This is a genomic window from Streptomyces sp. NPDC054813 (assembly GCF_053611365.1).
This window is the reverse complement of the sequence record NZ_JBSHAF010000029.1, coordinates 47308-73972: the sequence shown is the minus strand read 5'-3', so window position 1 is coordinate 73972 and position 26665 is coordinate 47308. Positions and strand designations below refer to the sequence as shown.

General features: G+C 69.9%; 16 protein-coding genes. 10 read left to right on the top strand and 6 right to left on the bottom strand.

Annotation, left to right across the window (positions count from 1 at the left end; genetic code table 11):
• The first annotated feature begins 119 nt into the window (after positions 1–119).
• From ACWGJB_RS41345 to fxsT, 7 genes are all read left to right on the top strand, one after another.
• Positions 120–521 carry a CU044_2847 family protein gene (locus ACWGJB_RS41345; protein WP_453385174.1) on the top strand — a complete coding sequence of 134 codons (402 nt, stop codon included), beginning with the start codon at positions 120–122 and terminating at the stop codon, positions 519–521.
• Positions 522–524: 3 nt separating this feature from the next.
• The gene (locus tag ACWGJB_RS41340) at positions 525–2540 is read left to right on the top strand and encodes a VMAP-C domain-containing protein (protein ID WP_453385173.1); all 2016 of its coding nucleotides are present in this window, start codon (positions 525–527) and stop codon (positions 2538–2540) included.
• Positions 2537–3499, top strand: coding sequence for an AAA family ATPase (locus tag ACWGJB_RS41335; RefSeq protein ID WP_453385172.1), 963 nt, complete (start codon positions 2537–2539; stop codon positions 3497–3499). The genes ACWGJB_RS41340 and ACWGJB_RS41335 overlap by 4 nt, the downstream gene beginning before the upstream one ends.
• Positions 3471–6944 carry an SAV_2336 N-terminal domain-related protein gene (locus tag ACWGJB_RS41330; RefSeq protein WP_453385171.1) on the top strand — a complete coding sequence of 1158 codons (3474 nt, stop codon included), beginning with the start codon at positions 3471–3473 and terminating at the stop codon, positions 6942–6944. Before ACWGJB_RS41335 ends, ACWGJB_RS41330 begins: the two co-directional genes overlap by 29 nt.
• A 96-nt stretch (positions 6945–7040) precedes the next feature.
• Positions 7041–8573 (top strand): VMAP-C domain-containing protein, encoded by a 1533-nt coding sequence (locus ACWGJB_RS41325; RefSeq protein ID WP_453385170.1) that lies wholly within the window; start codon positions 7041–7043, stop codon positions 8571–8573.
• Positions 8570–9631 carry an AAA family ATPase gene (locus ACWGJB_RS41320; protein ID WP_453385169.1) on the top strand — a complete coding sequence of 354 codons (1062 nt, stop codon included), beginning with the start codon at positions 8570–8572 and terminating at the stop codon, positions 9629–9631. The genes ACWGJB_RS41325 and ACWGJB_RS41320 overlap by 4 nt, the downstream gene beginning before the upstream one ends.
• Entirely contained in the window at positions 9632–13951 is a 4320-nt protein-coding gene (gene fxsT / locus ACWGJB_RS41315; protein ID WP_453385168.1) for an FxSxx-COOH system tetratricopeptide repeat protein, read from the top strand. It begins immediately after the preceding gene.
• A 220-nt stretch (positions 13952–14171) separates the two neighbouring features.
• Here fxsT and ACWGJB_RS41310 read toward each other — a convergent pair whose 3' ends face one another.
• Complete coding sequence (locus ACWGJB_RS41310) at positions 14172–15173, bottom strand: hypothetical protein (protein WP_453385167.1); 1002 nt, start codon at positions 15171–15173, stop codon at positions 14172–14174.
• A gap of 273 nt (positions 15174–15446) precedes the next feature.
• Between ACWGJB_RS41310 and ACWGJB_RS41305 the strand changes: the two genes are divergently transcribed.
• A complete protein-coding gene (locus ACWGJB_RS41305) occupies positions 15447–17153 on the top strand; it encodes an MFS transporter (RefSeq protein WP_453385166.1) in 1707 nt (568 codons plus the stop codon).
• Between the two features lie 278 nt (positions 17154–17431).
• Here ACWGJB_RS41305 and ACWGJB_RS41300 read toward each other — a convergent pair whose 3' ends face one another.
• The 4 genes from ACWGJB_RS41300 to ACWGJB_RS41285 all read right to left on the bottom strand — a co-directional run bounded on the left by ACWGJB_RS41300 (position 17432) and on the right by ACWGJB_RS41285 (position 23197).
• Positions 17432–19120, bottom strand: a complete 1689-nt coding sequence (locus ACWGJB_RS41300) for an ABC transporter family substrate-binding protein (RefSeq protein WP_453385165.1) — start codon at positions 19118–19120, stop codon at positions 17432–17434.
• Positions 19121–19189: 69 nt separating this feature from the next.
• Positions 19190–21283 carry a dipeptide ABC transporter ATP-binding protein gene (locus tag ACWGJB_RS41295; protein WP_453385164.1) on the bottom strand — a complete coding sequence of 698 codons (2094 nt, stop codon included), beginning with the start codon at positions 21281–21283 and terminating at the stop codon, positions 19190–19192.
• Positions 21280–22212, bottom strand: coding sequence for an ABC transporter permease (locus ACWGJB_RS41290; protein ID WP_453385163.1), 933 nt, complete (start codon positions 22210–22212; stop codon positions 21280–21282). The genes ACWGJB_RS41295 and ACWGJB_RS41290 overlap by 4 nt, the downstream gene beginning before the upstream one ends.
• Position 22213: 1 nt before the next feature.
• Complete coding sequence (locus ACWGJB_RS41285) at positions 22214–23197, bottom strand: ABC transporter permease (protein ID WP_453385225.1); 984 nt, start codon at positions 23195–23197, stop codon at positions 22214–22216.
• A gap of 462 nt (positions 23198–23659) precedes the next feature.
• On the opposite strand from ACWGJB_RS41285, the gene ACWGJB_RS41280 reads away from it, so the two are divergent.
• Positions 23660–24121 (top strand): GNAT family N-acetyltransferase, encoded by a 462-nt coding sequence (locus ACWGJB_RS41280; protein ID WP_453385162.1) that lies wholly within the window; start codon positions 23660–23662, stop codon positions 24119–24121.
• Between the two features lie 57 nt (positions 24122–24178).
• Positions 24179–26275 carry an NAD-dependent DNA ligase LigA gene (gene ligA, locus ACWGJB_RS41275; RefSeq protein WP_453385161.1) on the top strand — a complete coding sequence of 699 codons (2097 nt, stop codon included), beginning with the start codon at positions 24179–24181 and terminating at the stop codon, positions 26273–26275.
• A 57-nt stretch (positions 26276–26332) separates the two neighbouring features.
• On the opposite strand, the gene ACWGJB_RS41270 is transcribed toward ligA, so the two are convergent.
• Positions 26333–26503: a hypothetical protein gene (locus ACWGJB_RS41270; protein ID WP_453385160.1), complete on the bottom strand. Its 171-nt coding sequence runs from the start codon at positions 26501–26503 to the stop codon at positions 26333–26335.
• Positions 26504–26665 lie beyond the last annotated feature (162 nt).

The following is a 26665-nucleotide window of genomic DNA, read 5'->3' as shown; positions in this document are numbered from 1 at the left end:
ACCGCCGCCCCTGGGGACGCCTGTAGTGCACGGCACAAGGCACTGCCTCGCCACCAGATCCCTACCGAAGGCGACCGTTCCTGGGGTCAAGTGGGACTGCGGCTGCCATACTTGGGGCCATGGGGGATTTTGTGGAGTTCACCTTCGACGACGGCCAGGCTGTGCTGCTGGAGGTGTTCCCCAGTCCGTTGGCCGGCTCCGCGGCCGCAGGGGCGACACCCGGCTCCGCTCCGCTCGTGCCCGTCGCGGGCGACGGGCAGGGACGGGTCGCCCGGGCGACTCGCGGCGCGTTGCGGCAGGTGCTCAAACCGCTGGTCCCCGTCCTTCAGTCGGTGCACGACACGGTGTTCACCATGGACCGGCGGCCCCAGCAGATCACCGTCTCCCTCGGCGTCAAGGTCGGCAACGACCTCACCCTGGGCATCGTCGCCAACAAGGGCGAGGCGAGCCTCACGGTGTCGGCGACATGGAATCTCGAAGATCCTTCCGCTCCGACGACGGCTCCTGTGCCCACGGAGTAACCTGTGCATCCAACGTACGACGACAACCCGGCTGCCGGTGTCCGCCAAGCCTGGGTCACCGTGCACGCCGGTGCATCGGAACAGGGCCTGGGCGCGGGCGTGGTCGTCACCGAGGGATACCTGCTCACCTGTGCCCATGTGATCAACGCGGTGCTGGACCGGCCCCAACTGGCCACCGCCCGGCCAAGCGCGCGGGAGATGGCGAGCGTCGCCGTCTCCCTTCCGTGGGCCGGCCCACAGCGGTACGCCGTCGAGCTGGCAGGCTGGCTGCCTCCCCTGCCGCACGCCAACCAGTGGTGGGACGGAGATCTCGCCCTGCTGAAGACCGAGTCGATGCCAGAAGGCATCGTCCCTGTGCCCATCGGAGAGACACGCGGCAGACGCCTGTGGACCTGGTACCACCACGGAGCCCCCCGCTCCCTCGTCGACGTCCAGGTCCAGGCCGAGATGGGTCCCTGGTACATCCTCGACCCCGGCCGCGCCCCCCTGAGGATCCTCCCCGGTCACAGCGGAGCCCCGCTCTGGGACCGCGAACACGGCTGTGTGACCGGCCTGATCGTGTCGACCGAACCCGACAACCCGCGCTCGTACGCCATCAGGGCCTCCGAGGTGATCAGGTTCCTCACCTCCGCCGGCGTGGTCCCCATGATGACCCCGGCGGCCTACGACGCCCGGACCAGCGCCTGCCGTGACGACCTGATCGACGCCCTCGACGACCTGCCCGGGAAGAAGCTACGCCGCTGCGGGGAACGCGTCGGCCATGCCCTTGGCTTGCGCGACGCTCCACGTACCAGCACAAAAATAGTTGACGCGGCCCTGCTCCACCAACGCGGTGTGCCGGCCCTGCTGAGCGCCCTCAAGCAACCCGAGGACCTGGTGCGGCGCGTGAGGGACGCGGCGGCCGGGCTGCGACCGGTGCGCCTTCTCACGCAGGCCGAGCACGACGATCTGATCGCGCTGCTCGGCCCCGGCGCACATCCGGAGCTCCGCGCGGCGGCCCGCCACGCCGTACCGCACTTCGTGCTGCCCGACCCCGGAACGTCGAGCATCGACACCCTGATCGAGGATCTGGAGGACCGCACCGTCGAACCCGGCGTGGTGCCGCCCCTGATCCAGGTCGTGGAGGAGGCGGCGGCGGTCCGGCGCGAGGGCGGAGCCGCCTTGCGGGACTGGTCCGAGCGGATGACCGACCGCCTCGGTGTCAGCCGTGCCGCGGCCGGACAGTGCCGCTGGTCCGCCAACTCCCGTGCGTCCGCACGCACCGTGCAGCCGGTGCTGCGCGTGTGGCTCTGGGCGCCGGAACCGACGGCGGAGTCCTTCCGCTACGAGATGCGGCTCTACGATGACCGCGGCAACGAGGGCCCGGTGTGGACCAGCGGCCAGGGCACGGGCAGCCGCGCCGAGCTGTGCGCCCGGCTCTCCGAGGCCGTCCGGGAGCTCGACCACTACGAGGACACGGCCGGCGTGGAGTTCCTGCTGGAGGAAGGCTTCTTCGGCCTGGCCGTCGACCGGCTGCCCACCGACGCAGGCCTGGAGGAGCCCCGGCACCTCGGACGGGACCGGGTGGTGGTGCTGCGCGGCCAGAGCGTACGCCGCCCCGGTGTCTGGAAGGCCCGCTGGGACCACGGGCGCAAATGCACGACTGGCCCCTACGTGATGCTCGACCACCGAACCGCGGACAGCGTCCTCACCCGCCAGGACGAGGTCGCGCTGGTCATCGCCTGCTGTCCGCCCGAGCAGCGCAACGCCGCGCTAGCCATGTGCCGCTATCTGGGCGTGCCGGTTGTCCTGTGGCACCGCGGCGCCCACGGCACGGACGCGGCGGAGAAGCTGCGCACGGTCGTACCCGAGGACTGGCCGCGCCGCCTGCGGGAAGAGGTCAGACTACGGCGCGCCGAGGCACCGCAGGACACCACCCACATGGGGGCTCATCTCGCCCTGTTGTGGGAGGACCCGAGCTGGGCGCCGCCGCGGCAACGGCTGGCTCACCCGCCGACAGGGGAAGGAGGCGTTGCGTGAGCAGCGACCGCCCGCAGGAACGGCTCTTCCGCGGCGACGGGGGGACCTACGACGACGCCGTACCGCTGCCCGAGGCCCCGCCCTGGCGACGGCCGCGGCCGGACGACGACGCGCAGCGGCGCCCGTACCTGATCGGCGCGGAGCAGGTGGAGGTGGTCAACGCCGCCCTGCGGCTGCGCCGGCCCCTGCTGGTGACCGGCGCGCCCGGTACCGGCAAGTCGTCGCTCGCCCACGCCGTCGCGGCCGAACTCGGGCTCGGACCGGTACTGGTCTGGCCTGTCAACACCCGCGCCACGCTGACCGACGCCTTGTACCGCTACGACGCCATCGGCCGGCTGCGGGAGCGGCAGGAGGGCACCGACGACATCGGCAGCTTCGTACGCCTCGGGCCGCTGGGCACCGCGCTGGCCACCCGCCACGAGGGACGGCCGCGGCTCCTACTCATCGACGAGCTCGACAAGAGCGATCTCGATCTGCCCAACGATCTGCTGTTCGTGCTGGAGGAAGGCGAGTTCACCGTCCCCGAACTGGCTCGCCTTCCCGAGCAGCAGGCCCAGGTCGACGTCCACGTCCAGGGCTCTCAGGAGAAGGTACGGGTGCGGCAGGGGACGGTCCGCTGCCAAGACTTCCCCTTTGTGGTGATCACCAGCAACGGCGAACGGGAGTTCCCGCCGGCCTTCCTGCGTCGCTGCGTCCGACTGGAACTGCCGGAGCCGGACCAGAAGCAGCTGGAACGCATCGTCCGGGCGCACTTCTCTCAGGATCTCCCGGACCTGGACGCCCAGTGGCCCCGGGTGGAGAAGCTGGTGGGCTCCTTCATCACGGACCGCGACGCCCGCGGCCTCGCCACCGACCAGTTGCTGCACGCCGTCCACCTCCTGCACCAGGGCGTCCACCCCGAGGCCGCTCACCTCCGGAAGGCGGTGCTGCGTGAGCTCAGGAGCGGCGGCGCCCGCTGAGCCCGACGAATTCCTCGTCGCCCGCCTCCACGCCATCCTGCGCGACGCCGGAGCGGAACTGTCCCCCAGAGAACTGAGCGACGTCCTGTGGCTGGCCCTACACACGCCCGGGAACCGGGCAGCCGGCGCCGTCACGGAAGCCGACACCCCGCCCACCGTCGGAGCCGAGTCCGCAGCCCCGGAGCCGCAACCGGGGCCCGCCGCGCCGACCGCGCCGGGCGACGCCCGCCGACCAGTCCACACCCTGGCCGCCACAGGCGCCGGTGGAGGACCCGGCGCGCCGATCCGCCTCCCCGGCGTCCGGGGCCTGCGTCACCCCTTGAACGTCGTCCGGGCCCTGCGCTCCCTCAAACGACGCGTGCCGTCCGCACACCGCTACGAGCTGGACGAGAGCGCAACCGCCGAGTCCATCGCCGACAGCGGAGTCCTCGACGCCGTGCTGCGGCCGGCCCAGGACCGATGGCTGCATCTCGTCCTCGCCGTCGACAACGGCCCGTCCATGCGGGTGTGGCGAGACACCGTGGCCGAGCTGACCCACGCCCTGTCGGGCTCGGGCATATTCCGCTCGGTGCGCGTCAGCCCGCTCGACGCCTCGGCTCTGCTGACCGGCGGCCCGACCGTCGTACTCGCCGTCACCGACGCGGTCGCCGACCACTGGTACACCGGCACCGCACAACGCAGCCTGGCCGCCCTGGCCCGCAGGGCACCGACCGCCGTGATCCATCTGTTCCCCACTGGGCTGTGGAGCAGAACCGGGGTGGCGGCGGAGCCCATGCTCGTCCGTACGACCGCGCCGGCACCGTTCAACAGCCTGCTGAGGACCCGTGACCCCTGGCTGCCCCCTTCCTTGAGCCCGCGCCCCGCTCTTGCCGTGCCCGTGCTGGAACTGGACGAGGCGAGCCTCCAGCCCTGGGCGGACCTCATCGCGTCGCAGGGCGGGGTCGCCACCCTGCGGGTGACGGACGCGACCGCTCTGGCCGAGGCCGTGCCTCTTGACGGCACGGAGCAGCCCGGGTCGGGCAGTGTCACCGACCGCGTCCGCCGCTTCCGGGCGAACGTCTCGCCGCACGCCTACCAACTGGCCGCCCACCTGGCGGCCGTCGATCCGCTGACGCTTCCCGTGATGCGGCTCGTCCAGGCCGCGGCACTGCCCGAGACCAGCCCGGTCTGCCTGGCCGAGGTCCTGCTGAGCGGCCTGATGCGGGTGGACGACCCGCTCGCGGGTCAGGACGTGTTCGCCTTCGCGCCGGAGACACGCGGTGTGCTCCGGGCGGTGATCAACAGCGGTTCGGCACAGCGCACGGTCGACTTGGTGAGCGAGTACATCGCACCACGCCTCGGCCGTACGCCGGATTTTCCGGCGGTGATCGCGGAGCGGACCGGCACGCTGACCCTGCCCCGCAACGGGCACCCGCTCGCGGAGCTGGCGCCGGTGAGCGGAGCTGGGGCGGGCACAGGCGGCGGGCGGGCGGACCGGGAGCCCTCGCCGTGGAAGTGGCGCACGCACAACCTGCCCCAGCGCCGTCCTACGCGCTGGCTGCCTGCCCTCGACAACGTCGTGGAAGAGATCACGGAAAGCCTGGTGCTCGGCGAGGACCCGCCCGTCGTACTGCGCGGACCGGCCGGCTCGGACAAAACCACCATCGCCCTGGAATACGCCCACCGGACGCTGAACGCCTACACGCTGGCGTGGTGGGTGGACGCTCGCAACGCCGCGACGCTGAGGACGGACCTCGGGCACCTCATGGCCGCGGTGGCACCGACGTCACAGGTCACCCCGGAGGCATCCGTCGACCGAGCACGCGGATGGCTCGGCTCCCACACGCGCTGGCTCCTCGTCCTCGACCACGTCACGGACGACCACGACGTCACCGCATTCCTGGACCAGGTCGCCACCGCACCTGGCCATGTCCTGGTGACGAGCCGTCTCGACGTCGCGTCGGCGGCGGCGACAATCCTCGACCTGACGCACGCCTACAGGGCTCGCAGCGACTCCCTGACCGGCCTGCGCCACTCCCGCACCCTGTACAAACAGCTCACCCACCTGCTGTGCTCCGATCCCGACGCCACCGCCGACCCCGGTCACCGCCATGTGCACCGTCCACCTGAGGACTCCGAAGCGGGTCAGCAGGGTCTGGCGGTGCTCCTCTGCACGCTCGACGGATGGCACAGCGTCCACGACCGGTTCGGCGCCGCAGTGAGTGACGCCGTCCTCGTCGAAGCGGCCCGCCGGCTGGTGGCCGGCGTGCGGGACGACGACACGGTGGCCCGCCTGGGCACCGAATCGTTCGCGATTCTCGTCGGCAACCTCGAACCGGTGGCAGCGCGGGCCCTGGCCGAAAGGCTGCGCTCCGACATCATCACGCCGATCAGGGTGGAAGGTCGCGCCTTTCGGGTCGGCGCCAGCTTTGAGATCCGGTGGGGCCAGTGCGGCACGGATCCCGACCAAGTCATCGCGTCGGAGCGCCAGGACGACGACCGCTCCAGGGCATTGGAGCTCCTGGGGCATCTCACGGACGCGCTGTGCGAGCTGGAGTCCCTGGACGACGCGTCGGGACGCCGCCTGTTCGCCGAGGTGCTCGGGGACACGCTGGGCCAGCCCATCACCTTGCGAGGCGCTCGACAGCGGGAGGACGTCGTCACTCTGGTGCGTGCCGCACTGGCCGCACAGAGCGGGGGGCAAGCGCTCATCGATGCCGTCACGGTGTTCGAGGGCGCTTCGGCGGGCGTGAGGTTCGCGCGGCGGCTCGCCCTCGCCGATGATCCGTCCGGCCCACCGCCACAGCGCGACGGCACGGAGCCGGACCACGACCGCCTGGCCCTGCTGAGCCCTCTCACCGACGCGCTGAGCACCATGGAGTGCATGGAGGACCCAGCGGGCCGCCGGCAGTTCGCCGACCTTCTCGGGGACCTGCTGGAGCAACCGATCGATGTGCGCGGCGTGAAGCTGCGCGAGGACGTCGTCGTCCTGCTGCGCACGGCGATGCGGGTTCACGGCTGGGCCCGCACACTCCTCGACGTGGTCCGTATCTTGGAAGGGCCCGCGGCAGCCGACGACCTGGCGTGGCTGACCGCCGCCGCCCCGACGCCCGAAGTCAGCGGAGTCCTGCCCGCCGCGGACGAGACAGGCGCACGCTCCTTGCTGCGAGCCGCCGACGCCGAGCTCTCCGCCACCGATCTCCACGAGGCGCTCTCGGCCGAACTGACCGTCGTGCGTCCGCCCACCGGGCTGCGCCCCGAGCAACTCCTCTCATGGGCGCTGAACTTCAACGCACAACCCGACGCCCTGCCGCCTGCCGTGCTGCTCATGGAGTGTGCGGCACGGCTGGTCCACTCACCGGCCCACCGAACCGCCCTGACCGCCTGGGTCGACGCCTGGACCGCGAGCGCCGGACTCACCGAGGCCCTACGGCAACGCCGTGCCGCCACCAGGAGGAAGATGTGAGGCAGACAGCCGCTCACGCCTCGCCGGACGTGCTAGCTTCGCTCGCGGGGCCGGTGTACCGGCCCGGCGGGGAAGGTCGGTGAAACCGTCGGCGACATGGACGAGTTGAAGCGGACATCGGATCCGGCCCTGCTGCTGGGCCTGACCGAGGTGCTGTGCGAACTGTCCTGCATGCAGGACCCGCAGGGGCGGTTGATGTTCGCCGATGTGCTGGGTGAGCAGCTGGGTGCCCCCGTCGACCTGCGGGGCGTACGGTTGCGTGAGGACGCCGTCGCGCTGACCCGCGCCGTTCTGCGGGTCCGCGGGGGCGAGTCGGTCCTCATTGCGGTGGTGCGGATCCTGGAGGGGATGCCGGCCGCGGACGAAGTCGAACGACTGCTCGTGTCCGGCGGTGTCAGCGGACTGGCGCAGTCCCTGCCCGGCCCGCTGTCCCAGCAGGATGTGAGCACGGCGCGCCTGCTTCTTGACCAGGCGGCGGACACCCTGCCGGGGCCCGCTGTGCGCGATGGCATCGCGGACGAACTCGGTATACACCTCCCCGTCGGCCTCACTCCTCCGCAACTCTTCTCCCACGTTCTGGAGTTGAACACCCAGCCGGACGGGCTGCCGCCCGCCGTGCTGGTCATGGAGCACGCCGCCGCCTCGGTCCAGGTTCCGAGTCGGCGCAGGGCCCTGTCCGCGTGGGCGGAGGAATGGGCTCGACGGGCCGGACTGCTGCCCGAACTGGAACGACGCCGGGCCGATCGCCTGCGCAACCGCCCCGACCCGTCCATCCCCCCTTGCCTGGTCGTGATGGTGGAACCCGCGCGCGACGGTACCGGGGAGATCGTCGTGCGGCCCTGGCTCAGCTCGGTCCCCGGCCGCTGGCACCCGCTTCCCGCAGAACCACGTACGACCACACTCGACGGCCTCGGAGCCGCCGTCGAGCAGTCCCTGCGACAGCTGGCGCGGCTGCTGTCGGCTTCGGGCGGGGACACGTCCGGCGCCGTCCATCCCCCGCCCTTCATCGAGTTCGTCCTTCCCCACGACTTGCTCAACCACGATGTGGCCGGACTCACCTACCAGGTCGGAGAAGGCCAACCACTGCCCCTGACACTCAGGTACGGGGTGCACCTGCGCAGCCTGGAGCGGATGCGCAGCAACGATCCGCTGCTGCGGAGACAGTGGCAGGAACGCTGGCGTGCCCTGCACCGTCAGGGGGTGCTGGCGTGGGAGTGGCGGCAGTCGAGTGCGGGCGGGGTGGACCGGTCGCACGCCGTACTGGCCGCCGAGCCCAACTTCACGGCGGCCGTCCTCGACGCACCGGACGGCGGAGCCTCGTCGTCCGTCCTCAAGGCGGTCATCGCCGCGGGAATCGGGCTTGCGGTCTGGGATCGCCGGGGGGCGTTCCACGCCGATCGCAGGAGCGTCATGTCGGCCGTGTTCGCCTCCGTTGCCTCGGCGGAGCAACTGCCCCACGCGATCCAACGGCTGCGGCGCTCCGCCGAACTCCGCGAGGAAGGACCCTTGTTGCTCGGCCGGCACATCGCATTTCTCTGGGACGATCCGACCCGGCTCGTCGACCAGGCAGAGCCCTGGGAGAACGGCCCGGACACCGACACCTTCGGCAGCGAGGAGAGCTGGACATGAGCGGGACGTCCCCGAAGAACGGACGGGTCTGGCATGTGTTTCACGGCACGGGTGCAGTCCCCGACGGGGGGCCCGTGGTCCTGCCGGAGGCACCGCCCTGGCGCAGGTTCCGCGGGGAGCCGACTCTTCCCCCGCCCCCGGACGACGAGGAGACCACGCGCCGCCGCCTCGGGCAGGTGGAGCCCGTGTCCCAACTCGACGAGGCGAGCACCGAGATGGTCAATGCGGCCCTGCTGCTGCGCCGTCCGCTGCTCCTCACCGGCCCGCCCGGCGTCGGCAAGTCGACTCTCGCCTATCTGGTCGCGCGCGAACTTGGCCTCGGGCGCGTCCTGGAGTGGAGCATCGTCAGCCGTACCAACCTGCGGGACGGACTGTACGCGTACGACGCCCTGGGCCGTGCGCAGGCCATCGCCGCCTGGCGGGCCGGAGGCCCCGGCTCCGCGTGGGCGGACGGCGTCGAACACGGGGCTGACGGCCAACCCCTGCCGTCGCTGGGCGACTTCATCACCCTGGGACCCCTGGGCACCGCGCTGCTGCCCTACGACCGTCCCCGGGTCCTGCTTATCGACGAACTGGACAAGAGCGACCTGGACCTGCCCAACGATCTGCTGCACGTACTGGAGAACGGAAGCTACGAAGTGCCGGAACTGGTGCGGGACTCACACGACAGCATGGTCGTGCACACCAGTGATCCCGGCCTACGAGCGATGGTGCGCAACGGCCGCGTGGAGTGCCGGGAGTTCCCCGTGGTCGTGATCACCAGCAACGGTGAGCGTGAGTTCCCCGCCGCCTTCCGCAGGCGCTGTCTGCCCCTGGAGATGACCACCCCCAGCCGGGAGCAGCTCCTCGCCATCGTGAGAAATCACTTCAGGGCACTTCCCGCGGACGCCGAGGCCCTGGTCGACCTCTTCCTCGAACGTGTCAGTTCGGGTGGTACCCACTCGCTCGACCAGTTGTTCAACGCGGTCCAGCTCACCACGGCCAGCGGCCTGCGGGACGACGGGTCGAGCCACCGCCTCCTCAACGCGCTGCTGCGCGACCTTTCGATGGGCCGCTAAATGACCGGAACCCCGCGCGAGCGCGCACCGGGGGCCGAGGAGCCCGCCGGACCGGGGCCGACCTCCTCCCCACCGCCCAGCCTGTCCCCTTCCGGAGACGACGGACCGGACTGGCAGGAAGTGGCCGACGCCCTCTGGCTGGCCGCGCACTGGGACCGGGCCGGGCGCACCGTCCGAAGGGAGTATGCTCCGCCGCCGGGCGAGCACTGGCCTCCGGAGGTGCTGCGGATTCCGCCGCCGGAGGCCTCCGCGCCGGTACCGGCGCCGTCGAGCGAGGAGCTGCCGGTCTCCCACGCGCAGGCACTGCCGACTTTCGACCCCGAGGGCCTCGGCCTCCTCCACCTCGGCTCGCCCGTACTGCCCTCGGTGCGAACCCGGGCACCGGGCCAGGGGGCACTCTCTGCGCTGCTGGCGCGTGCCCTGCACCGGCTGCAGCGGCGTGTGCCGTCCCGCGGCACGGTGCTGCTGGACGAGGAACTCACAGCTGAGCAGATGGTCGTCGACGGACTCTGGATGCCGTCGTTCAAGCCGTTCCTGGACCGCGCCTTCGACTTGGTCCTGCTCATCGACACCAGCCCCACCATGGCCTTCTGGCGGGAAGAGACGCAGGCGCTCCAGGACGCTGCCGTGCACAGCGGCGCTTTCGGGAACGTCCTCACGGCCCAGGTGGACGTGCCGGACACGGGACCGCCGGCCTTGCGCCGGGGCTCGGCACGCAGCTCCACGGACCTCGGGGAGATCGTCGGGGCCGGGGGCGGTCGTGTATTTCTCGTCGTCACGGACGGCATGGGCCACGGCTGGGCCACGGCGGCCGCCGACGCGCTGCTCCGCCGACTCGGGGCCGCGGGTCCTACCGCCGTGGTCCAACTGTTGCCGCCTCACCTGCGGCACCGCGCCTCTCTCAAGCCCCAAGCCGCCACGCTGAAGGCCGCCACCTTCGGAGCCCCCAACTCAATGCTCGACCTTTTGGAGGTGGGCAGCGAATCGGACCCTACTCGGCCGCTGCCCGGGACGGGCGGCGAGCCGCTGGTCGTCCCTGTGCTCACGCTGAAGCCCGGATCCCTCGCGGCCTGGGCCGATCTCGTCGTCGGGGACCCGGGAGTCCGTGAACTTCCCGTAGTGCTGGCCGGGTCACTGCACATCGGACGGCCCGCCCCCGGTCTCGTCCCGCCGCGACGTCCCCCGGACGCGGCCGCGGCCTTGCGCCGCTTCTTCAGCCAGGCCACGCCGACCGCCCGTCGCCTCGCCACTCGGCTCGCCGCGGCACCGTTCGAGTTCGACCTCATCCAGCAGCTGCGCCACCACCCCAGCCTGAGAGCCGACACCGAGCACCTCGCCGAGATCCTGATGGGCGGGCTCGTCGACTGGGACCACGACGGCGGGCAGGCAGCGGAGTTCGCCGCCGGGGTCCGCGAGGCGCTTCTGGCCACCACGACGCGTCAGCAGCTGGCCATGGTCGTCGACCTCCTCGGCGAGCTTCCCGCAGCGGGAGAACACGGTGTCGCCCTGCGTGCCGCGCTGCTCGATCCGGTGGCAGCCGCGCTGCCCGCCCCGAACGCCGGGCCATGGCGGCGGGCCGAGCTGGCAGTGATGCGGGCGCTGTCGGGGCCATACGCACAGCGCGCCCGGCGAATCGAGTCGGACGGTGTGCCGCACGCCCGCGGCGCTGCGGTGCTGCTGAACGCCGACAACATCATTGCTCGCGAGACCATCGCCGATCGGTCGCCCTTCCCGGACGACGAACCGACCCTGGCCGAGGTACCCGGTGAGGCCGCGACGAGCACCCCGCGCGTCGGCGTGAACCCGGACGGCCCAGAGGCCGCCGGGACACCACCCCGTTCACCCGCCGTCATGCTCAACGTCCCCGCGCGCAACGAGCGATTCGTGGGCCGGACGCCTCAACTCCGAATGGTGGCCGACCATTTCTCCGGCCACAGCCTCGTCTGTGTGCTCCCGCACCCCTTGCAGGCCGCCGGCAGTGTCGGCAAAACCGAACTCGCCCGGGAGTACGTCCACCAGCACGCGCATGAGTACGACCTCGTCTGCTGGGTCCCGGCAGCAGGCACGGGCCTGCTCCTGCCGTCGCTCGCCCACCTGGCGGCCCGGCTGGGCCTCACTCCGACGGGCGGCACACAGCTCACCGTCGAGTCGTCCATACCGGTCCTCCTCGAGGCTCTGCGCAGCGCTTCGCCGTACGACAGGTGGCTGCTGGTCCTCGACGGCGCGAATGACGTCGACGAGGCCAAGCGGCACCTCCCCGTCCAAGGCCCGGGCAAAGTCCTGGTCACGTCCCGCAACCTCGCGTGGGCACAGGTGGCACCGCCGGTGACGCTGGACGGCTTCGAACGCGAGGAGTCGGTGGCGCTGCTGCGCGCGCGCATACCTGCCCTCCCAGAGCGAGAAGCCGAACGGCTCGCCGAAGCCCTCGGCGACGTGCCCCTCGCCGTCGAGCAGGCGGGCGCCTGGCACCTGAGCACCGGGATGCCCGCCGACGCGTATCTGGGCCTGATTGACCGTCACCACCCGGCCGACGACCTTCTGGACGCGGTACCTGGACTGCCTGCCCCCCTGGCCGCGGCCTGGGACATCGCCCTCACGACGCTCGGGGAGCTGTCGTCGGACGCCCGCCGGCTGCTGGACGTGTGCGCCCATCTGGCTGCCGAGCCGATCCCGCTCGCCGTGCTGCGCGCCCAGCGACGGACGCCGCTGAGCGAACCCCCGCCCGAAACGGAGGAGCTGGCACATGCCCTCGGAGCGCTCGTCCGGCTCTCCCTGGTGAACGCCGACGAGGACAGCGACACCGTGCGCCTGGACCGGATGCTCCAGCAGGTGCTGTTGGCCGGTCTGTCGGCCGAGGAACATCAGCGGACGCGCGAGGAAGCCCACGTGCGGCTCGCGGCGGCCGGGGGCGACCCCGCCGACTCCCCTGAAGCCTGGCAGGTCCTGCGTTCACTGCTGCCGCACCTATTGGCCTCCCGAGCGGTGGACAGCAGCGACGCGACGGTTCGGTCGCTCATCCATCGGAGCGTGCTGTTCCTCGGTCGCTGCGGTGAGGTGGAGGGTGCCCTGGCCCTCGCTGAGGAGGCCAGAGCCGCCTGGCTCTCGACATCGGGTGAGGAGGACGCCGATGTTGTCGCAATGACGGGGACCTGCGCGTCCCTGCTGCGGCGCAGCGGTCGCATCGCGGAGTCGGTGCCTCTCTCCGAGCAGGCCCTGCGCATGGCCCGACGCGTCGCGTCCGAGTCCGGGAACGTGATCGCCTCCTTGTCCGAACTGGCCGTGGCCCGCCGTCACGAAGGCCGACTCCAGCAGGCGCGGGAGCTCAGCGAGGAAGCCATGGGGCTGGCTCGGCGCCTGTTCGGTGCCGAGCACCAGGTCACGCTTAACGCCGCCCACCAACTCGGTGTCGATCTGCGCTGGTGCGGCCGATTCGACGAGGCGCTGTCCGTCGACGAGGAGACCGCCCGACACCGCCAACGAACCCTGGGGGACACCGATCCCGCCACGCTCGCCAGTCTCGACTCCGTCGCCCTCGATGTGCGGGAGCGCGGCCGCTACGCGGTCGCGCGCGACACCCAGGAGGACCTCCATCGCCGCACGCGCTCCACGTTCGGCGAGGAACATCCACTCACCTGGCACGTCGCCGACAACCTTGCCGTCTGCCGGCGCCGCGACGGGGCGCTCTCGGCGGCAGCCGACCTGTCCGCCGAAACACTGTGGCGCTTCGAGGCTCTGTATGGTCCCGAGCATCCACGCACTCTGGCGGTCGCGGTCCACACGTCGGCCGACAGGCGTCTGACCGGACGGGCCGATGCCTCCCACCAGCTGGCGGCGGCCACGGCAGCGCGCCTGGCCGCTCGCCTCGGCGAGGACCATCCATACACCCTGACCGCCCAGGCGGACCTGGCCGCCGCGCTCCGCGGGCTCGGCATGCTCGATCAGGCGTTGGAGCTTGAGGAACACGTCGCCCGTCGGCTGAACGCGTCGGTGGGTCCCCGCCATCCGACGACGCTCGGTGTCGCGGTGGCCAGGGCCACCACGGCTTACGCCCGTCTGGACTTCGAGCGAGCGCGGGACATCGACGAGACCACCCTGCCCCTGCTGGTCGAGGCCATGGGTGAAAGGCACCCGCTGACGCTTGTGTGCGCCGCCAACCTGGCCCTCGATCACCGAGGTCTGGGGCACGGTGCCGAGGCCGACGCCCGGCAGCGCGTCGCCGTGGAGGGGTTCGCCGCCGTCCTGCGGCCGAACCACCCGTGGCTTCTGGCGGCGCGTCATCTGCGGCGCGTCGAGTGCGACATGGCGTGCGTGCCCCTGTGACGCAGGACGTCCGCGGGCGGGCCCGATGCGTGGCGGGGCGCCCGCGCAGCGGGACCCGGGGCGCAGTCGGTCCAGGTGTCTTCCCACCGTCGGGCTGAATGATGCCAAGCGCGAGGGTCCACTGTCTGATGGGGGCGGCGCTGTTTCGAGCGGACCCCCCAGTCGGGGCGGAGACAGCGCTGTCGCCCGGCCCTTCTGCGCAACGCATGGCCCCGGCCTTTCAGCCCCGTCCCATTCCTCGTGCATCGAAGAGGTAGGTAAAGGCTGATCGCGGTCGCTCCGGTGCGGTGAAGCTCGTTGCCGCCCCCAACACACCGATCACAGCTCCCGTGATGTCCGCCTGATGCAGTGTCCATGCCGCTCCCGCACCAGCCAGTGCCAGGGATGCGACGGGGCGGCCCCAGCCTCGACGGGCACGCCGCAGGTCCGAGGCGGAGTCCGCTATCTCCTCGCTGCGATCTCGTAGGAGGCGTTCCTGCTCAGTCGCGTCTGCTCTCTCCAGAGCAGCGACGAATTCACGAAGTCCTCGTGCGTAGTGCCGGTAGGCCTTGCCGTGCTCTCGGCGGAATCCCAGTATCTCGTCCACAGGCACCCGCGACAGGTCGATTCCCACGTCCACGATGTCCTTGTGGACAAGCCGGCCAGTCGACCCAGCGCGTGTAAGCACGGGATAGTCCTCTCGACTTACACTCTGTGCCGGGCGGCCTGCGACTAGGTGGATCCGGTGCTCGGACACTCGCTCACTTGCTCTGAGCGCCAGCGTCAGCAGGACAGCGGATCTCACGCGCGCGGGCATCTCGACCATGTCCGGGCCTAGATCTGGGCGCTTCCTGGTCACGGATCCTGAGCTGATCATCCCCTGCAGGATTCGTTCTGGGTCCTCCCGTGGCGAGATGAAGTGCTTCCTGGTCAGGGCGCTTCTCAGCCGAGGGCGTCCGTGAGGTCCAATGACCTGCTCGGCGGCCGCACGAATGGTCCTGGCGGTGTCGTGGTCGAGCCAGGTAGCCGGGTCGACATTGTGAAGCAGTCCTGCCTCGCGCAATGGGACCGCCAGACTTTCCTCGCCTGCGACGGTCTCGTTGAAGTGCTCCTCCGGGAGCAACAGGACGTATCCATCGAAGAAGAGCAGCAGGCTCTTCATGTGCTCTACGGCACCGTGGTGCCAGATCCATCCCGGGTAGTAGTGCGCCAACTCCAGTGTTGCCTCACCCCGTGCGGTCACGAATCAAGGATGGCAGTCTGCCTGAGCAGCGGTTGCGTAGACGACGAGATTGCCGATGAGTTCGCGGACGCCGCAGGGGGCGTCGGGTCCTGAGTGTTCTGCACCCGCACCTTCGGCGGCCCGGGATGAACCCGGTGCATGATCTTGTGCAGACCCTCTAGGCGTACCGACTAGTCGGTACTAGCCTCTGCCCACGCTCTCGGAGCCGGGCTCCGCGCATGCTCGTCACACCGATGCGAACACCCGGTTCCGGGTATCCCTGGGAGGAGCCGTATGTCCGCCGCCACGACACCGTCCGACGCCGACAGACCCGCGCCCGCTGCGCCCTCCGCGGACCCCCGCGGCCCGCTGGCCTGGCTGTACCGCCGCGAACTGGCGGACTACCCGCCCACCGTTCGCCGTATGGTCTATCTCGCGATCGTGGTCGTCACCACTGTCGTCCTGTACTACATGCTGTACATCCAGTACGCGGTGGCGACGTCGATCATCACGCACTTCGGTATGACGTACCGCTACTTCATCTGGGTCTCGGTGATCGGCAACGCGGTCGGGGCCTTCGCCTCGCTCGTGGCGGGTCTGGCGGACCGCTGGGGCCGGGCGAATCTGGTGGTCTACGGGCTGCTGATCGCCGCGCTGCTGGTCTTCTTCGGGTTGCCGAACGCGGCGAACAAGACCACCTATCTGGTGCTCTTCGCGCTCGTCAGCTTCATCGAGGGCATCGTGCTGGTCGCCACCCCCGCACTGATCAGGGACTTCTCCCCGCAGCTCGGCCGGGCCACCGCGATGGGGTACTGGACGATGGGCCCGGTCATCGGCTCCCTGGTGGTCACCACCGTCACCAGCAACACCCTCGACAGCGCCACCTGGCAGGACGAACTGCGCTATTCGGCGATCGCCGGGTTCGTCGTCTTCGTCGTCGCGGTCTTCGCGCTGCGCGAGCTGTCCCCGGCGCTGCGCGACCAGATCATGGTGACGCTGCGGGACCGGGCGCTGATCGAGGCCCGCGCCAAGGGGCTGGACACCGAGGCGGTACGCCGCGGCGAGTGGCGGCAGATGATGCGCCTGGACGTGCTGGGCTCGGCCTTCGCCATCGCCGTGTTCCTGCTGCTCTACTACGCGGCGGTCGGCAACTTCGTCGTCTACTTCTCGACCGTCTTCGGCTACAGCGAGCAGCGCACCAACGCGCTGGCCAACTGGTACTGGGGGGCGAACGCCATCGCCCTGGTCCTGGTCGGCCTGCTCTCGGACCGGCTGAAGGTGCGCAAGCCCTTCATGATCGTCGGTGCGGTCGGCTCCGTCGTGGTGACCTCGCTCTTCGCCACCCGCGCCACCCATCTGACGACCGACTACTACACCTTCGCCTGGCTGTTCATCGGCATCGGCGTCTTCAGCGGCATCGCCTACGCGCCCTGGATGGCGAGCTTCACCGAGACGGTGGAGAAGCACAACCCGGCTGCGACCGCGGCGGGTCTGGCGGTGTGGGGCTGGACGGTCCGCATCGTGGTCGCCGTCTCCGCGGCCTTCATCCCGGTACTGGTCACCTCCGTCACCCCGCTCGTGGAGCACGGCGCCGAGGTCAAGGTCGCCTCGGCGCAGGCGGCGCCCGCGCTGGCCATCGTCAACGCGCACCCGGATATCTTCGCCGAGTTGAACAAGTACACCCCGGCCACCGTGCCGCCCGCGTTGGGCGCCCGCGCCGCCAAGGAGGTCGGCCCGGAGAACCTCGCCGTCGTGCAGAAGGCGGCGCCGCAGCTGAAGCTGCTGCAGGAGTACGGCGCCAAGGTCCAGAAGGCGTCGAAGGACGGGCCCGGCGAATGGCGCACCTGGTGGTGGATCTGCGTCGGCGGCCAGGTGCTCTTCCTGCCCTTCGTCTTCGTGATGGCGGGCCGCTGGAGCCCGAAGAAGGCGCGCCTGGACGCTGAGGCGCACCAAGCCGCCGTCAACCGCGAGCTGGCCGCCCTCGCCGCCGCCACGGAGTGATCAGAGGCGGAGCCGGCCGTCCGTGGACAGGGCGGCCGGATGCGGAACACGACAGGTGAGATGCTGTTCCAAGCCCGTCTGAACCTGGCTGGTGGCGAGGGCGCGAGGCCTGCTGAGGCGTTGCCTCAGCAGGCGGCCCGAGCCGGGCATCTTCTGCCTTCAGGCGGAGGAGCGGCCAACAGCCCGTCGAGACCGCGCGCAGCCCCGTCACGACCTGCTCTATGTGCCCACCGGTACGGGTCGGAGCCCTCTTTGGATTCCCGACCTCTCCCGTGAAGTTACTTCTGCCAGCCTACGGTCTCCGGCAGAGGGGTGCCGAAGATCGTGGCGCCGACGTTGGCCAGGCCCTTCTTGACACCGTAGATGGACGGACCGCTGAACAGCGGCAGGAAGGCGTACTGCGCCAGTTCCTTGCGCTCGATGGCATTGGCTTGGGCAGTCTGCTTGCTGGGGTCGGTTATCTGGGACGCTGCGTGGATCTCCTTGTCCAGCTCCGGGGTTCCGGTGCCGGTCAGGTTGGAGTCACTGTCCGTGCCGTAGAACTGGTAGAGGTAGCGGGCGCCGAAGGGGTCCGTGGAACGGTTGCCGGACAAGAAGAGGTCGAAGTCACGGTCGCTGAGGATCTTGGCGAAGTCCGCTTCGTCGGCCTTCTTGATGTCGACCTGGATGCCGACCGGCTTCAGCATCGCGGCGAACGCGTTGGCCGTGGCCTTGTCCAGTGGGTCGTCGCCGAGCAGGGTGTAGCCCACCGTGAGTCTGGCGCCGTCCTTCTCGCGGATGCCGTTGCCGCCGGCCTTCCAGCCGGCGGAGTCCAGGATCTTCTTGGCGTCGTCAGGCGCGTACTTGATCACGGAAGAGACGTTGTCCGAATAGCCCTTCTGGAAGCTGTAGAGCAGTGCCGAACCGGGGAGTGGCTCGGAGTAGTCCAGGCCCTGGAACTGGATCTTGGCGATCTGTGTTCTGTCGATGCTCTCCAGCAGTGCCTTGCGTACCTGGACGTCCTTCAGGGCTGCCGATTTGGAGTTGACGTAGAGCGAGTACTCGAAGGGGCTGCCGCCACGGCGGATTTCGGTGCCGTTGACGCCGCTGATCTGCTTCACGCCCTCGGCACTGCCGGTGGAGGCGTAGTCGACCTGGCCGTTCTTGAACGCGTTGATCGCGGCGTCCGAGTCCAGGTTGACGTAGATCCGCTTGTCGAGCTTGCCCTTCTTGCCCCACCACTTCGGGTTGCGGACGAAGGTGAGGTTGCCGCTCTTCGTGTCGAAGGTGCCGACGGTGTAGGGGCCGGCGCCCCACTCGGGATGCGCCTTCTTCACGTAGGCGTCGTTGAAGTTGGCGACCGTGGCGGCCTTGGGGTTGAGGAAGGTCGTGAACAGGCTTGACCACCACGGGTCGACGCCCTTGAAGTCGATGACGGCTTGCTTGTCGTCGGCGCCGCGGGTGACGGCGGTGATGTTCCGGTAGCCCTCGGTGTTGCTGGCGTTGTAGTCCTTGTTCGAGCCGTTGTTGACCTGCCAGGTCGCCTTGACGGCCCGCCAGTCGATCGGGGTGCCGTCGTTGTAGGTGGCCTTGGGGTTGAGGGTGAGGACCACGCGCTGGTTGCCGCCGGTGACGGTGACCTTGACGTCGCTGAGGTAGTCCGGGTTGTACTGGACGTCGCCGGTGGGCGAGTAGGTGATGACGTCGGGGTTGTACCAGAACCACACGCGTGTGGCGGTGAGGGTGGCGTTGGCGTTGAACGGGTTGCCCTGGTCGTCGAAGGTGCCGGGAGTGGTGTAGGTGCCTCCGTCCTTGATGTCGCTGTACGGCTGGGGGTTGTAGTCGACCTTCGCCGAGGCGACCGAGGGTGTCGTGCCCTTGGCCGCCTTCCCGGCGTCCGGCGCATCGGTTCCGGAGGAACTGCAGGCAGTGGCGGTAAGGGCAAGAGCCACGACGAGCGCGGAGGCCGGGGCGATTCTCGGTCGCATGGGGGATCCGTTTCTCTGTGGGGCGGGGCGACGCCGCACGGCGCGGCGTCGTGCTGGGGAAGGAGCCCGTCAGCGTGCGTGACAGGCGTAGCTGTGGCCGGAGCCGGCAACCGCGGTGCCCAGGGAGGGCCGTTCGGTGCGGCATCGTTGCCGCAGCCCGTCGTCGAGCAGCCGGTGCAGCGGACAGCGGTCGACGAAGACACAGCCCTGCGGCAGACGCGACGCACTGGGCTGCTCGCCCTCCAGCACGATGTGGTCCCGGGAGCGTTCCAGCTGCGGGTCGGGTACCGGAATCGCCGACAGCAGCGCTTCGGTGTACGGGTGCCTGGCGTGCGCGAAGAGCTCTTCGGTGTCACCGGTCTCGACGATGTGTCCCAGGTACATGACGGCGATGCGGTCGGACACGTGGCGCATCACCGCGAGGTCGTGCGCGGCGATCAGATACGCCAGGCCCAGGTCACGCTTGAGCTTGCCGAGCAGGTTGATGACGCCGGCCTGCACGGATACGTCCAGGGCGGACACGGGTTCGTCCAGGACCACGATCCGCGGCTCGGTTGCCAGCGCTCGTGCGATGCCGACGCGCTGGCGCTGCCCGCCCGAGAGGGCCCCCGGAAAGCGGTCCGCCACTGATGCGTCCAGCCCTACCAGGGACAGGAGTTCGCTCACCCGGGCCCGGATCGTCTCCCGGTCCGTGCCCACGGCCTGGAGCGGTTCGGCGAGCAGCTGGAAGACGGGCAGCCGTGGGTCGAGGGAGCCCATGGGGTCCTGCATGACGAGCTGCACCGCGCGGCGCAGTGCTCGAGTCTGTTCGGCGGAGCCCGAAGCGGCCACGTTCGTGCCCGCGATCTCGATCGAGCCGCTCTCCGGCTGCCTGAGCCGCATGATCTCCAGCAGCGTGGTGGTCTTGCCACTGCCGGACTCGCCCACCAGACCGAGCGTCTCACCGGCCCGCAGTTCGAAGCTGACGTCGCTGACCGCGTGCAACGTGCCGACACGGCGTTTGAGGAGCGCTCCCTTGGTGACCGGGAACGTCTTGGCCAGGCCTGTGACCCGCAGCACTGTCTCGCCCGAGACGCTCCGACTGCGGCCGGGCCCTTCGGTGTCCGTTGCGGTCGGGAAGAGCGCGTCCGCCGCCAGCGTGCCGTCGGCGATTTCGTCGGCGCGCAGGCAGGCGACCTGCCCGTGCCCGGGGACCGTGGCGAGCACGGGTTCCTGTGTGCGGCAGCGGTCGACGACGGCGGGACAGCGATCCGCGAAGGAACACCCTGCCAAGAGCCCCACCAGTGACGGCGGCTCGCCTCCGATCGGCACCAGTGGCCGCTCCAGCCGTGCCTCGGGACGTGGCACCGCGCCCAGCAGCCCGATCGTGTACGGCATGGTCGGACGCCCGAACAGCTCTTTCGCGGTCGCCTGCTCCACGATCCGGCCCGCGTACATCACGGCGACCTCGTCCGCGTACCCGGCGACCACCCCCAGGTCATGGGTGATCAGCACCACGCCCGCACCGGTCTCGGCCTGAGCGGTCCGCAGCACGTCCAGGATCTGGGCCTGTACCGTCACATCAAGGGCGGTGGTCGGTTCGTCGGCGACGATGACCTTCGGCGAGTTCGCCATCGCCAGTGCGATCACGACGCGCTGGCGCATGCCGCCGGAGAACTCGTGCGGGAACGACCGCACACTGCGGTGCGGGTCGGGGATTCCGACCAGGTCCAGCAGCTCAACCGCCCGGATCCACGCGGCTTGCTTCGTCAGGTCCTGGTGCACCCGTAGCGCGTCGGACAGCTGCCTGCCGACCGAGAAGATCGGGGTCAGCGCGGACAGCGGATCCTGGAAGACCATGCCGATGTCCTTGCCGCGCACCGCGGACAGCTGTCTGTCGTTGAGCCCGACCAGATCACGGCCGCCCAGCAGCACCCGGCCCGACACGCGGGCGGCCTCCGGCAGCAGCCCCATGATGCCCATTGCCGTCGCGGACTTGCCCGACCCCGACTCGCCGACGATGCCGAGCGTGTGTCCGGGCAGGACGTCGAAACTCACTGTGCGTACGGCCTGGACAGGTCCGGCCTCGGAAGGAAAGGAGACGCTCAGGTCCCGCACGGACAGCACCGGCGCCGTTGCCGCGGGATCTGCCGCCGGATGCATCCCGGGGGTTGCCAACGTCATCGCCGGCCCCCGAGCGCCCCGGTGGTCGACGTGGGGTCGAAGGCGTCACGCAGTCCGTCTCCGACAAGCGTCATCGACACCGTCAGCAGCACCACCAGAGCGGCCGGGTAGCCGAACAACCACGGCGCACTGGTGATCGTGCCCGATCCGTCGGCGAGCATCGTGCCCAGTGACACGTCCGGTGGCTGCACCCCGAAACCGAGGAAGGACAGGGCGGTTTCACTGAGCACGGTGGCGACGACTCCCAGTGTCAGGTTGACGATGAGCAGGGAACCGAGGTTGGGAATGATGTGCCGCATGACGATCCGCCACGGCCCCACCCCCATGAACTCGGCAGCGAGCACGTAGTCCCTCTCGCAAAGGGATGTGGAGACGGACCAGATGACCCGCGCCGTCGACATCCAGCCGAAGACGGTCAGCACCAGGATGAGCACCCGCCAGTCCCCGGCAAGGCGATGCGAGACCAGAGCCAGGATCAAGAACGACGGCACGACGAGCAGGAAGTGGATGACCATCAAGGTCAGCTTCTCGACCCGGCCGCCGAAGTACGCCGCGCCCGAACCGATCACCGCGGCGAGCACGATCGTCAGCACCGAGACGCTGACCGCGATCACCAGGGAGCGCTGGAGGCCGTGCACGGCCTCGGCGTAGACATCGTTGCCACCCTGGTTGGTGCCGAAGTAGTGCGTCGAGCTCGGCGGTTGGGTGAGCGCGGTGAAGTCCACATCGGTGTAGGCGAAGTGCGTGAACACACCACCGAACACGCTGAAGAGCACCAGCAGCACGAAAAGCGCCACTCCGAGCAGGGCCGGACGGTTGCGGGCGAACCGCCGCAGGTACAGACGGCCGCTGCCCAGACGGGGTGTCAGCGTACGGTCCACCGCGCCGGGATCGAGCGGCTCGGGCAGAGGAGGCACCGTGGTCGTCATGTCAGCTCACCCTGACCCTGGGGTCGAGGAGGACGACCGCGATGTCGGCCAGGACCGCACCGATCGCTGTCATGGCGGCTCCGAACGCGGCAACAGCGACGGCGCCGTGCACATCGTTCTTGCCGATGGTCTGGATGAAGTACTGGCCCATACCGTTCCAGCCGAAGACGGTCTCGGTGATCACCGCGCCGGTGAAGATGGCCGGGATGCTGAATGCCACCGACGTGGCGGTCGGGATCAGCGAGGCGCGCAGCGCATGCCGGCGGATCGCCTGGGCGCGTGTCAGCCCGGTGGCGCGGGCGGTGCGTACGTAGTCCGAGTTGATGGTGTCCAGCAGCAGCGAACGCTGAGTCAGGTGATAGCCGACATAGCCCAGCAGAGTCAGGCACAGTGTCGGCAGGATGAGGTGCTGGAACCGGTCGGCGATCGTCGGCCACAGTCCGGTGACGGTCGGCGACTTCTCCCCGGCGACGTACAGGAAGCGCCATCCGAGGTGCTGGTTCAGCCAGATCCCGGCGAAGACGACTGCCAGCGCCGCGACAGCCGTCGGGACGTTGAACAGGAACACGGAGAGAAGCTGGGTGATGCGGTCCCACCACCCGTACTGGCGGGAGGCGGTGAACACGCTGAGCGCCACACCCGCCACCACGGACAGCAACGTGGCCGCGGTGACCAACTGGCCACTGACCACGACCCGGAAACCTATCTCCGAATTGACCGACGCCCCGACCGGGGACTTCCCCCAGTCGAAGTGCAGGACCACGTCGCTGAACCAGTGCCACCACCGGTCCGCCAAAGGGACCCGCGGATCCAGGTTGTACGGTGCCAGAGACCGATCAATCTGTTCCTCCGTACGGACCGGCCGCAGCCCCCGGTAGTTGGACCTCGGGTCGAGGAACCACGCGGCAAGCAGGTATGTCACATTGGTGGCGACCACGATCATGGCCAGCCACCCTGCGGCCTTGCGTATCACATGGCGGACCACGAGCCCGCCTTCCTGCAGGAACGGAATGCGGCGGCGGTAGCCGCACGCAGGGCCGGCGAAGGTGTGCCGGGTCTGGACATGGGCCTGACGCTTTCTGACGGACATGAACACACCGCCCTGGCTGAGGCGGCGGTACTTGTGTTCCGCGGCCCTGCTCTTTCCGTATCGGGTGAGTGGGCCGACCACGAATGATTCTTCGGCTGTGATCACGTTCAACGCCAGCCTTCTGGGCGGCCTGCCATGTGATCGCAATGTGCATGTCACGAACTCGGGAGACACCACCCGCAAAGCCGAGTACACCGCCCGGCCACAGGAAAGGCCGAAGTACTGCTCAGCTCGACACGTGAAACGTCAAGCTCAGTGCCTGTCTGAAATCCGCGGATGCGTTCCCTGGATCGTCCGTTCCCCGCAATCGCGTGGGTGGATCATGAGGTGATGACGACGGCTCCGTGGAGGTGCTGAGTGACGATCTCGATCCGGCCGGCCCGGGATGAGGAAGCGCGCTTCTTGTCTGATCTGGCGCTTCGTTCGAAGGCCCACTGGGGGTATGACGCCGAGTTTCTCGCATCGTGTCGGGAGGAGCTCACGCTCAGAGGGCCAGAGCTCGCCGGCCGCCGGACGGCTGTCGCGGAGCGAGACGGCAGCATCGTCGGCTTCACGACCTTCGAGGGTGAGCCGCCGCAGGGTGTCCTCGGCATGATGTTCGTCGACCCGGACGCGATCGGGCAGGGCATCGGCCGTCTGCTGTTCACTCATGCGGTCGAGACCGCCGAGGCGCTGGGATTCACCCAGTTCACCATCGACGCGGACCCGAACGCTGAGCCTTTCTACGAGGCCATGGGAGGCATCCCCGCCGGCCGTGTTCCCTCGGGGTCGATTCCTGGCCGAACCCTCACCCAGTACCTGCGCAGGATTCAGAGCTGACGTCCTGATTCTTCACGTCCGGTCCCGTTGTCAGTGGTGGACGGCAAGATGCGGGACATGACGACACCTGCAGCAGAGATCGTGGATACCGCCGCCTACGCGCAGGCGGTCGAGGAGGCCGTCGGGGCGGCGGCCGCGTACTACGCCGGCGGCACGTCGCCGCTGGACGACGACGCCTACGACCGGCTGGTGCGCTCGATCGCCGCGTACGAGGCCGGGCACCCCGAGCAGGTGCTGCCCGACTCCCCCACCGGGAAGGTGGCCGGCGGCACGGCGGAGGGCGATGTCCCGCACACGGTGGCGATGCTGAGCCTGGACAACGTGTTCTCCGCCCAGGAGTTCACCACCTGGACCGATTCGCTGGCCCGCCGTGTCGGGCACGAGGTCGCCCGCTTCCACGTCGGGCCGAAGCTCGACGGACTCGCGATCGCCGCCCGCTACACCGGCGGCCGCCTGACCCGGCTGATCACCCGTGGCGACGGGACGGCCGGGGAGGACGTCTCCCACGCGATCGGCACCATCGAAGGACTGCCCGAGCAGCTGGCCGAGCCGGTCACCGTGGAGGTGCGCGGCGAAGTCCTCATGACGACCGTCCAGTTCGAGTACGCCAACGAGGTGCGCACCCAGCATGGCGGGCTGCCGTTCGCCAACCCGCGCAACGCCGCGGCGGGCACGCTGCGGGCCAAAGAGCGCCTCTACACCGTGCCCATGACGTTCTTCGGCTACGGACTGCTGCCCCTGCCCGACACCGACCCGGTGCCGGCCGAGCAGCTGTCCGCGTCCGCGCACAGCGACCTGATGGACCTGGTCACCAAGCTCGGTGTGCACACCAGCGCCCGCACCGCCGTCCCGGACACCGTCGCCGAGACCGTGGAGCAGGTCCTCGCCCGGGTGCAGGAGATCGCCGCGGTCCGTGCCGGGCTGCCGTTCGGGATCGACGGCATCGTCATCAAGGCCGACCTCGCCGCCGACCAGCAGGCCGCGGGCTCCGGCTCGCGCGCCCCGAGATGGGCGATCGCCTACAAGCTCCCGGCCGTGGAGAAGATCACCCGACTGCTGGAGGTGGAGTGGAACGTCGGCCGCACCGGGATCATCGCTCCACGCGGCGTCCTCGAACCGGTCGTCATCGACGGCTCCACCATCACCTACGCCACCCTGCACAACCCGGCCGACATCACCCGACGCGACCTGCGCCTGGGCGATCAGGTCATGGTCCACCGCGCCGGCGACGTCATCCCCCGCATCCAGGCCCCCGTCGCCCATCTGCGAACCGGCGAGGAACAGCCCATCGCCTTCCCCGAGACCTGCCCGCGCTGCGGATCGGACATCGACAAGAGCCAGGAACGCTGGCGGTGCACGCAGGGCCGCAACTGCCACCTGGTCGCCTCCCTCGCCTACGCCGCCGGCCGCGACCAGCTCGACATCGAAGGCCTCGGCCACACCCGGGTCGTCCAGCTCGTAGACACCGGCCTCGTCACCGAGCTCGCCGACCTGTTCACCCTCACCCGCGAGCAGCTCCTCGGCCTGGAGCGGATGGGTGCCACCAGCACCGACAACCTCCTCGCCGCGATCACCAAGGCCAAACAGCAGCCGCTGTCGCGAGTCCTGTGCGCCCTCGGGGTACGCGGCACCGGCCGCTCCATGTCCCGGCGCATCGCCCGCCACTTCGCCACCATGGACAACATCCGTGCTGCCAACGCCGAGGCGATGCAGCAGGTCGACGGCATCGGTACGGAGAAAGCACCCTCGATCGTCGCCGAACTGGCCGAACTCGCCCCGCTCATCGACAAGCTCGCCGCCGCAGGCGTCAATATGACCGAGCCCGGTGCCACCCCGCCCGTCCCCGGCGAGGTGGCGAGCCCCGACGGCGACAGCGCGGCGTCCGGCGCTGCGGCGGAGGAGGGTCCCCTGGCCGGCATGACCGTGGTCGTCACCGGCGCGATGACCGGAACCCTGGAGAAGCTCTCCCGCAACGAGATGAACGAACTCATCGAAAGGGCCGGAGGACGCTCCTCCTCCAGCGTCTCCAAGAAGACCACCCTCGTCGTCGCCGGCGAGAACGCGGGCTCCAAGCGTGCCAAGGCCGAACAACTCGGCATCCGGCTCGCCACGCCCGACGAGTTCGCCGACCTCATCGGCGGCCACCTGAGTTGAACCGTCGAAGAGGGGGCCCTTACCGACGTGGTTCAGGCCGCGGACCGCTGCCGTGCATCAGGAGGGGGACCGGCAGAGCTCCTCCGGTGTCTTGGCCGAACCGTCACGCGCCACCCCCGGCACGGCGATACCGGCGCTGAGATGCTCGTGGCCGTCGGAAAGTTCGGCCGGAACAGAGAGTTGGCGGGATGTTCGTGAAGCGGGCGGAACGCCCACCAGGATGGTCATCTGACACACCCTGAACGGATACCTGTGGTCTGCCGGACAGGTGTGCGGTGGTGGGGGGGGGGGGGGGGGCCGGGGCGCCCGCCCCCCCCGCCCCCCCCCCCCCCCCACACCGCCCCCCCCCACGAAGAACCCCCGCCGCGCCCGCCCCCCCCCCGGGCGCCC

Bases quoted from the DNA above. Each gene is read 5' to 3' on its own strand.
- ACWGJB_RS41345 (WP_453385174.1), top strand. From the start codon at position 120: ATGGGGGATTTTGTGGAGTTCACCTTCGACGACGGCCAGGCTGTGCTG.
- ACWGJB_RS41325 (WP_453385170.1), top strand. From the start codon at position 7,041: ATGGACGAGTTGAAGCGGACATCGGATCCGGCCCTGCTGCTGGGCCTG.
- ACWGJB_RS41320 (WP_453385169.1), top strand. From the start codon at position 8,570: ATGAGCGGGACGTCCCCGAAGAACGGACGGGTCTGGCATGTGTTTCAC.
- fxsT (WP_453385168.1), top strand. From the start codon at position 9,632: ATGACCGGAACCCCGCGCGAGCGCGCACCGGGGGCCGAGGAGCCCGCC.
- ACWGJB_RS41305 (WP_453385166.1), top strand. From the start codon at position 15,447: ATGTCCGCCGCCACGACACCGTCCGACGCCGACAGACCCGCGCCCGCT.
- ACWGJB_RS41300 (WP_453385165.1), bottom strand. From the start codon at position 19,120: ATGCGACCGAGAATCGCCCCGGCCTCCGCGCTCGTCGTGGCTCTTGCC.
- ACWGJB_RS41295 (WP_453385164.1), bottom strand. From the start codon at position 21,283: ATGACGTTGGCAACCCCCGGGATGCATCCGGCGGCAGATCCCGCGGCA.
- ACWGJB_RS41290 (WP_453385163.1), bottom strand. From the start codon at position 22,212: ATGACGACCACGGTGCCTCCTCTGCCCGAGCCGCTCGATCCCGGCGCG.
- ligA (WP_453385161.1), top strand. From the start codon at position 24,179: ATGACGACACCTGCAGCAGAGATCGTGGATACCGCCGCCTACGCGCAG.
- ACWGJB_RS41270 (WP_453385160.1), bottom strand. From the start codon at position 26,503: ATGACCATCCTGGTGGGCGTTCCGCCCGCTTCACGAACATCCCGCCAA.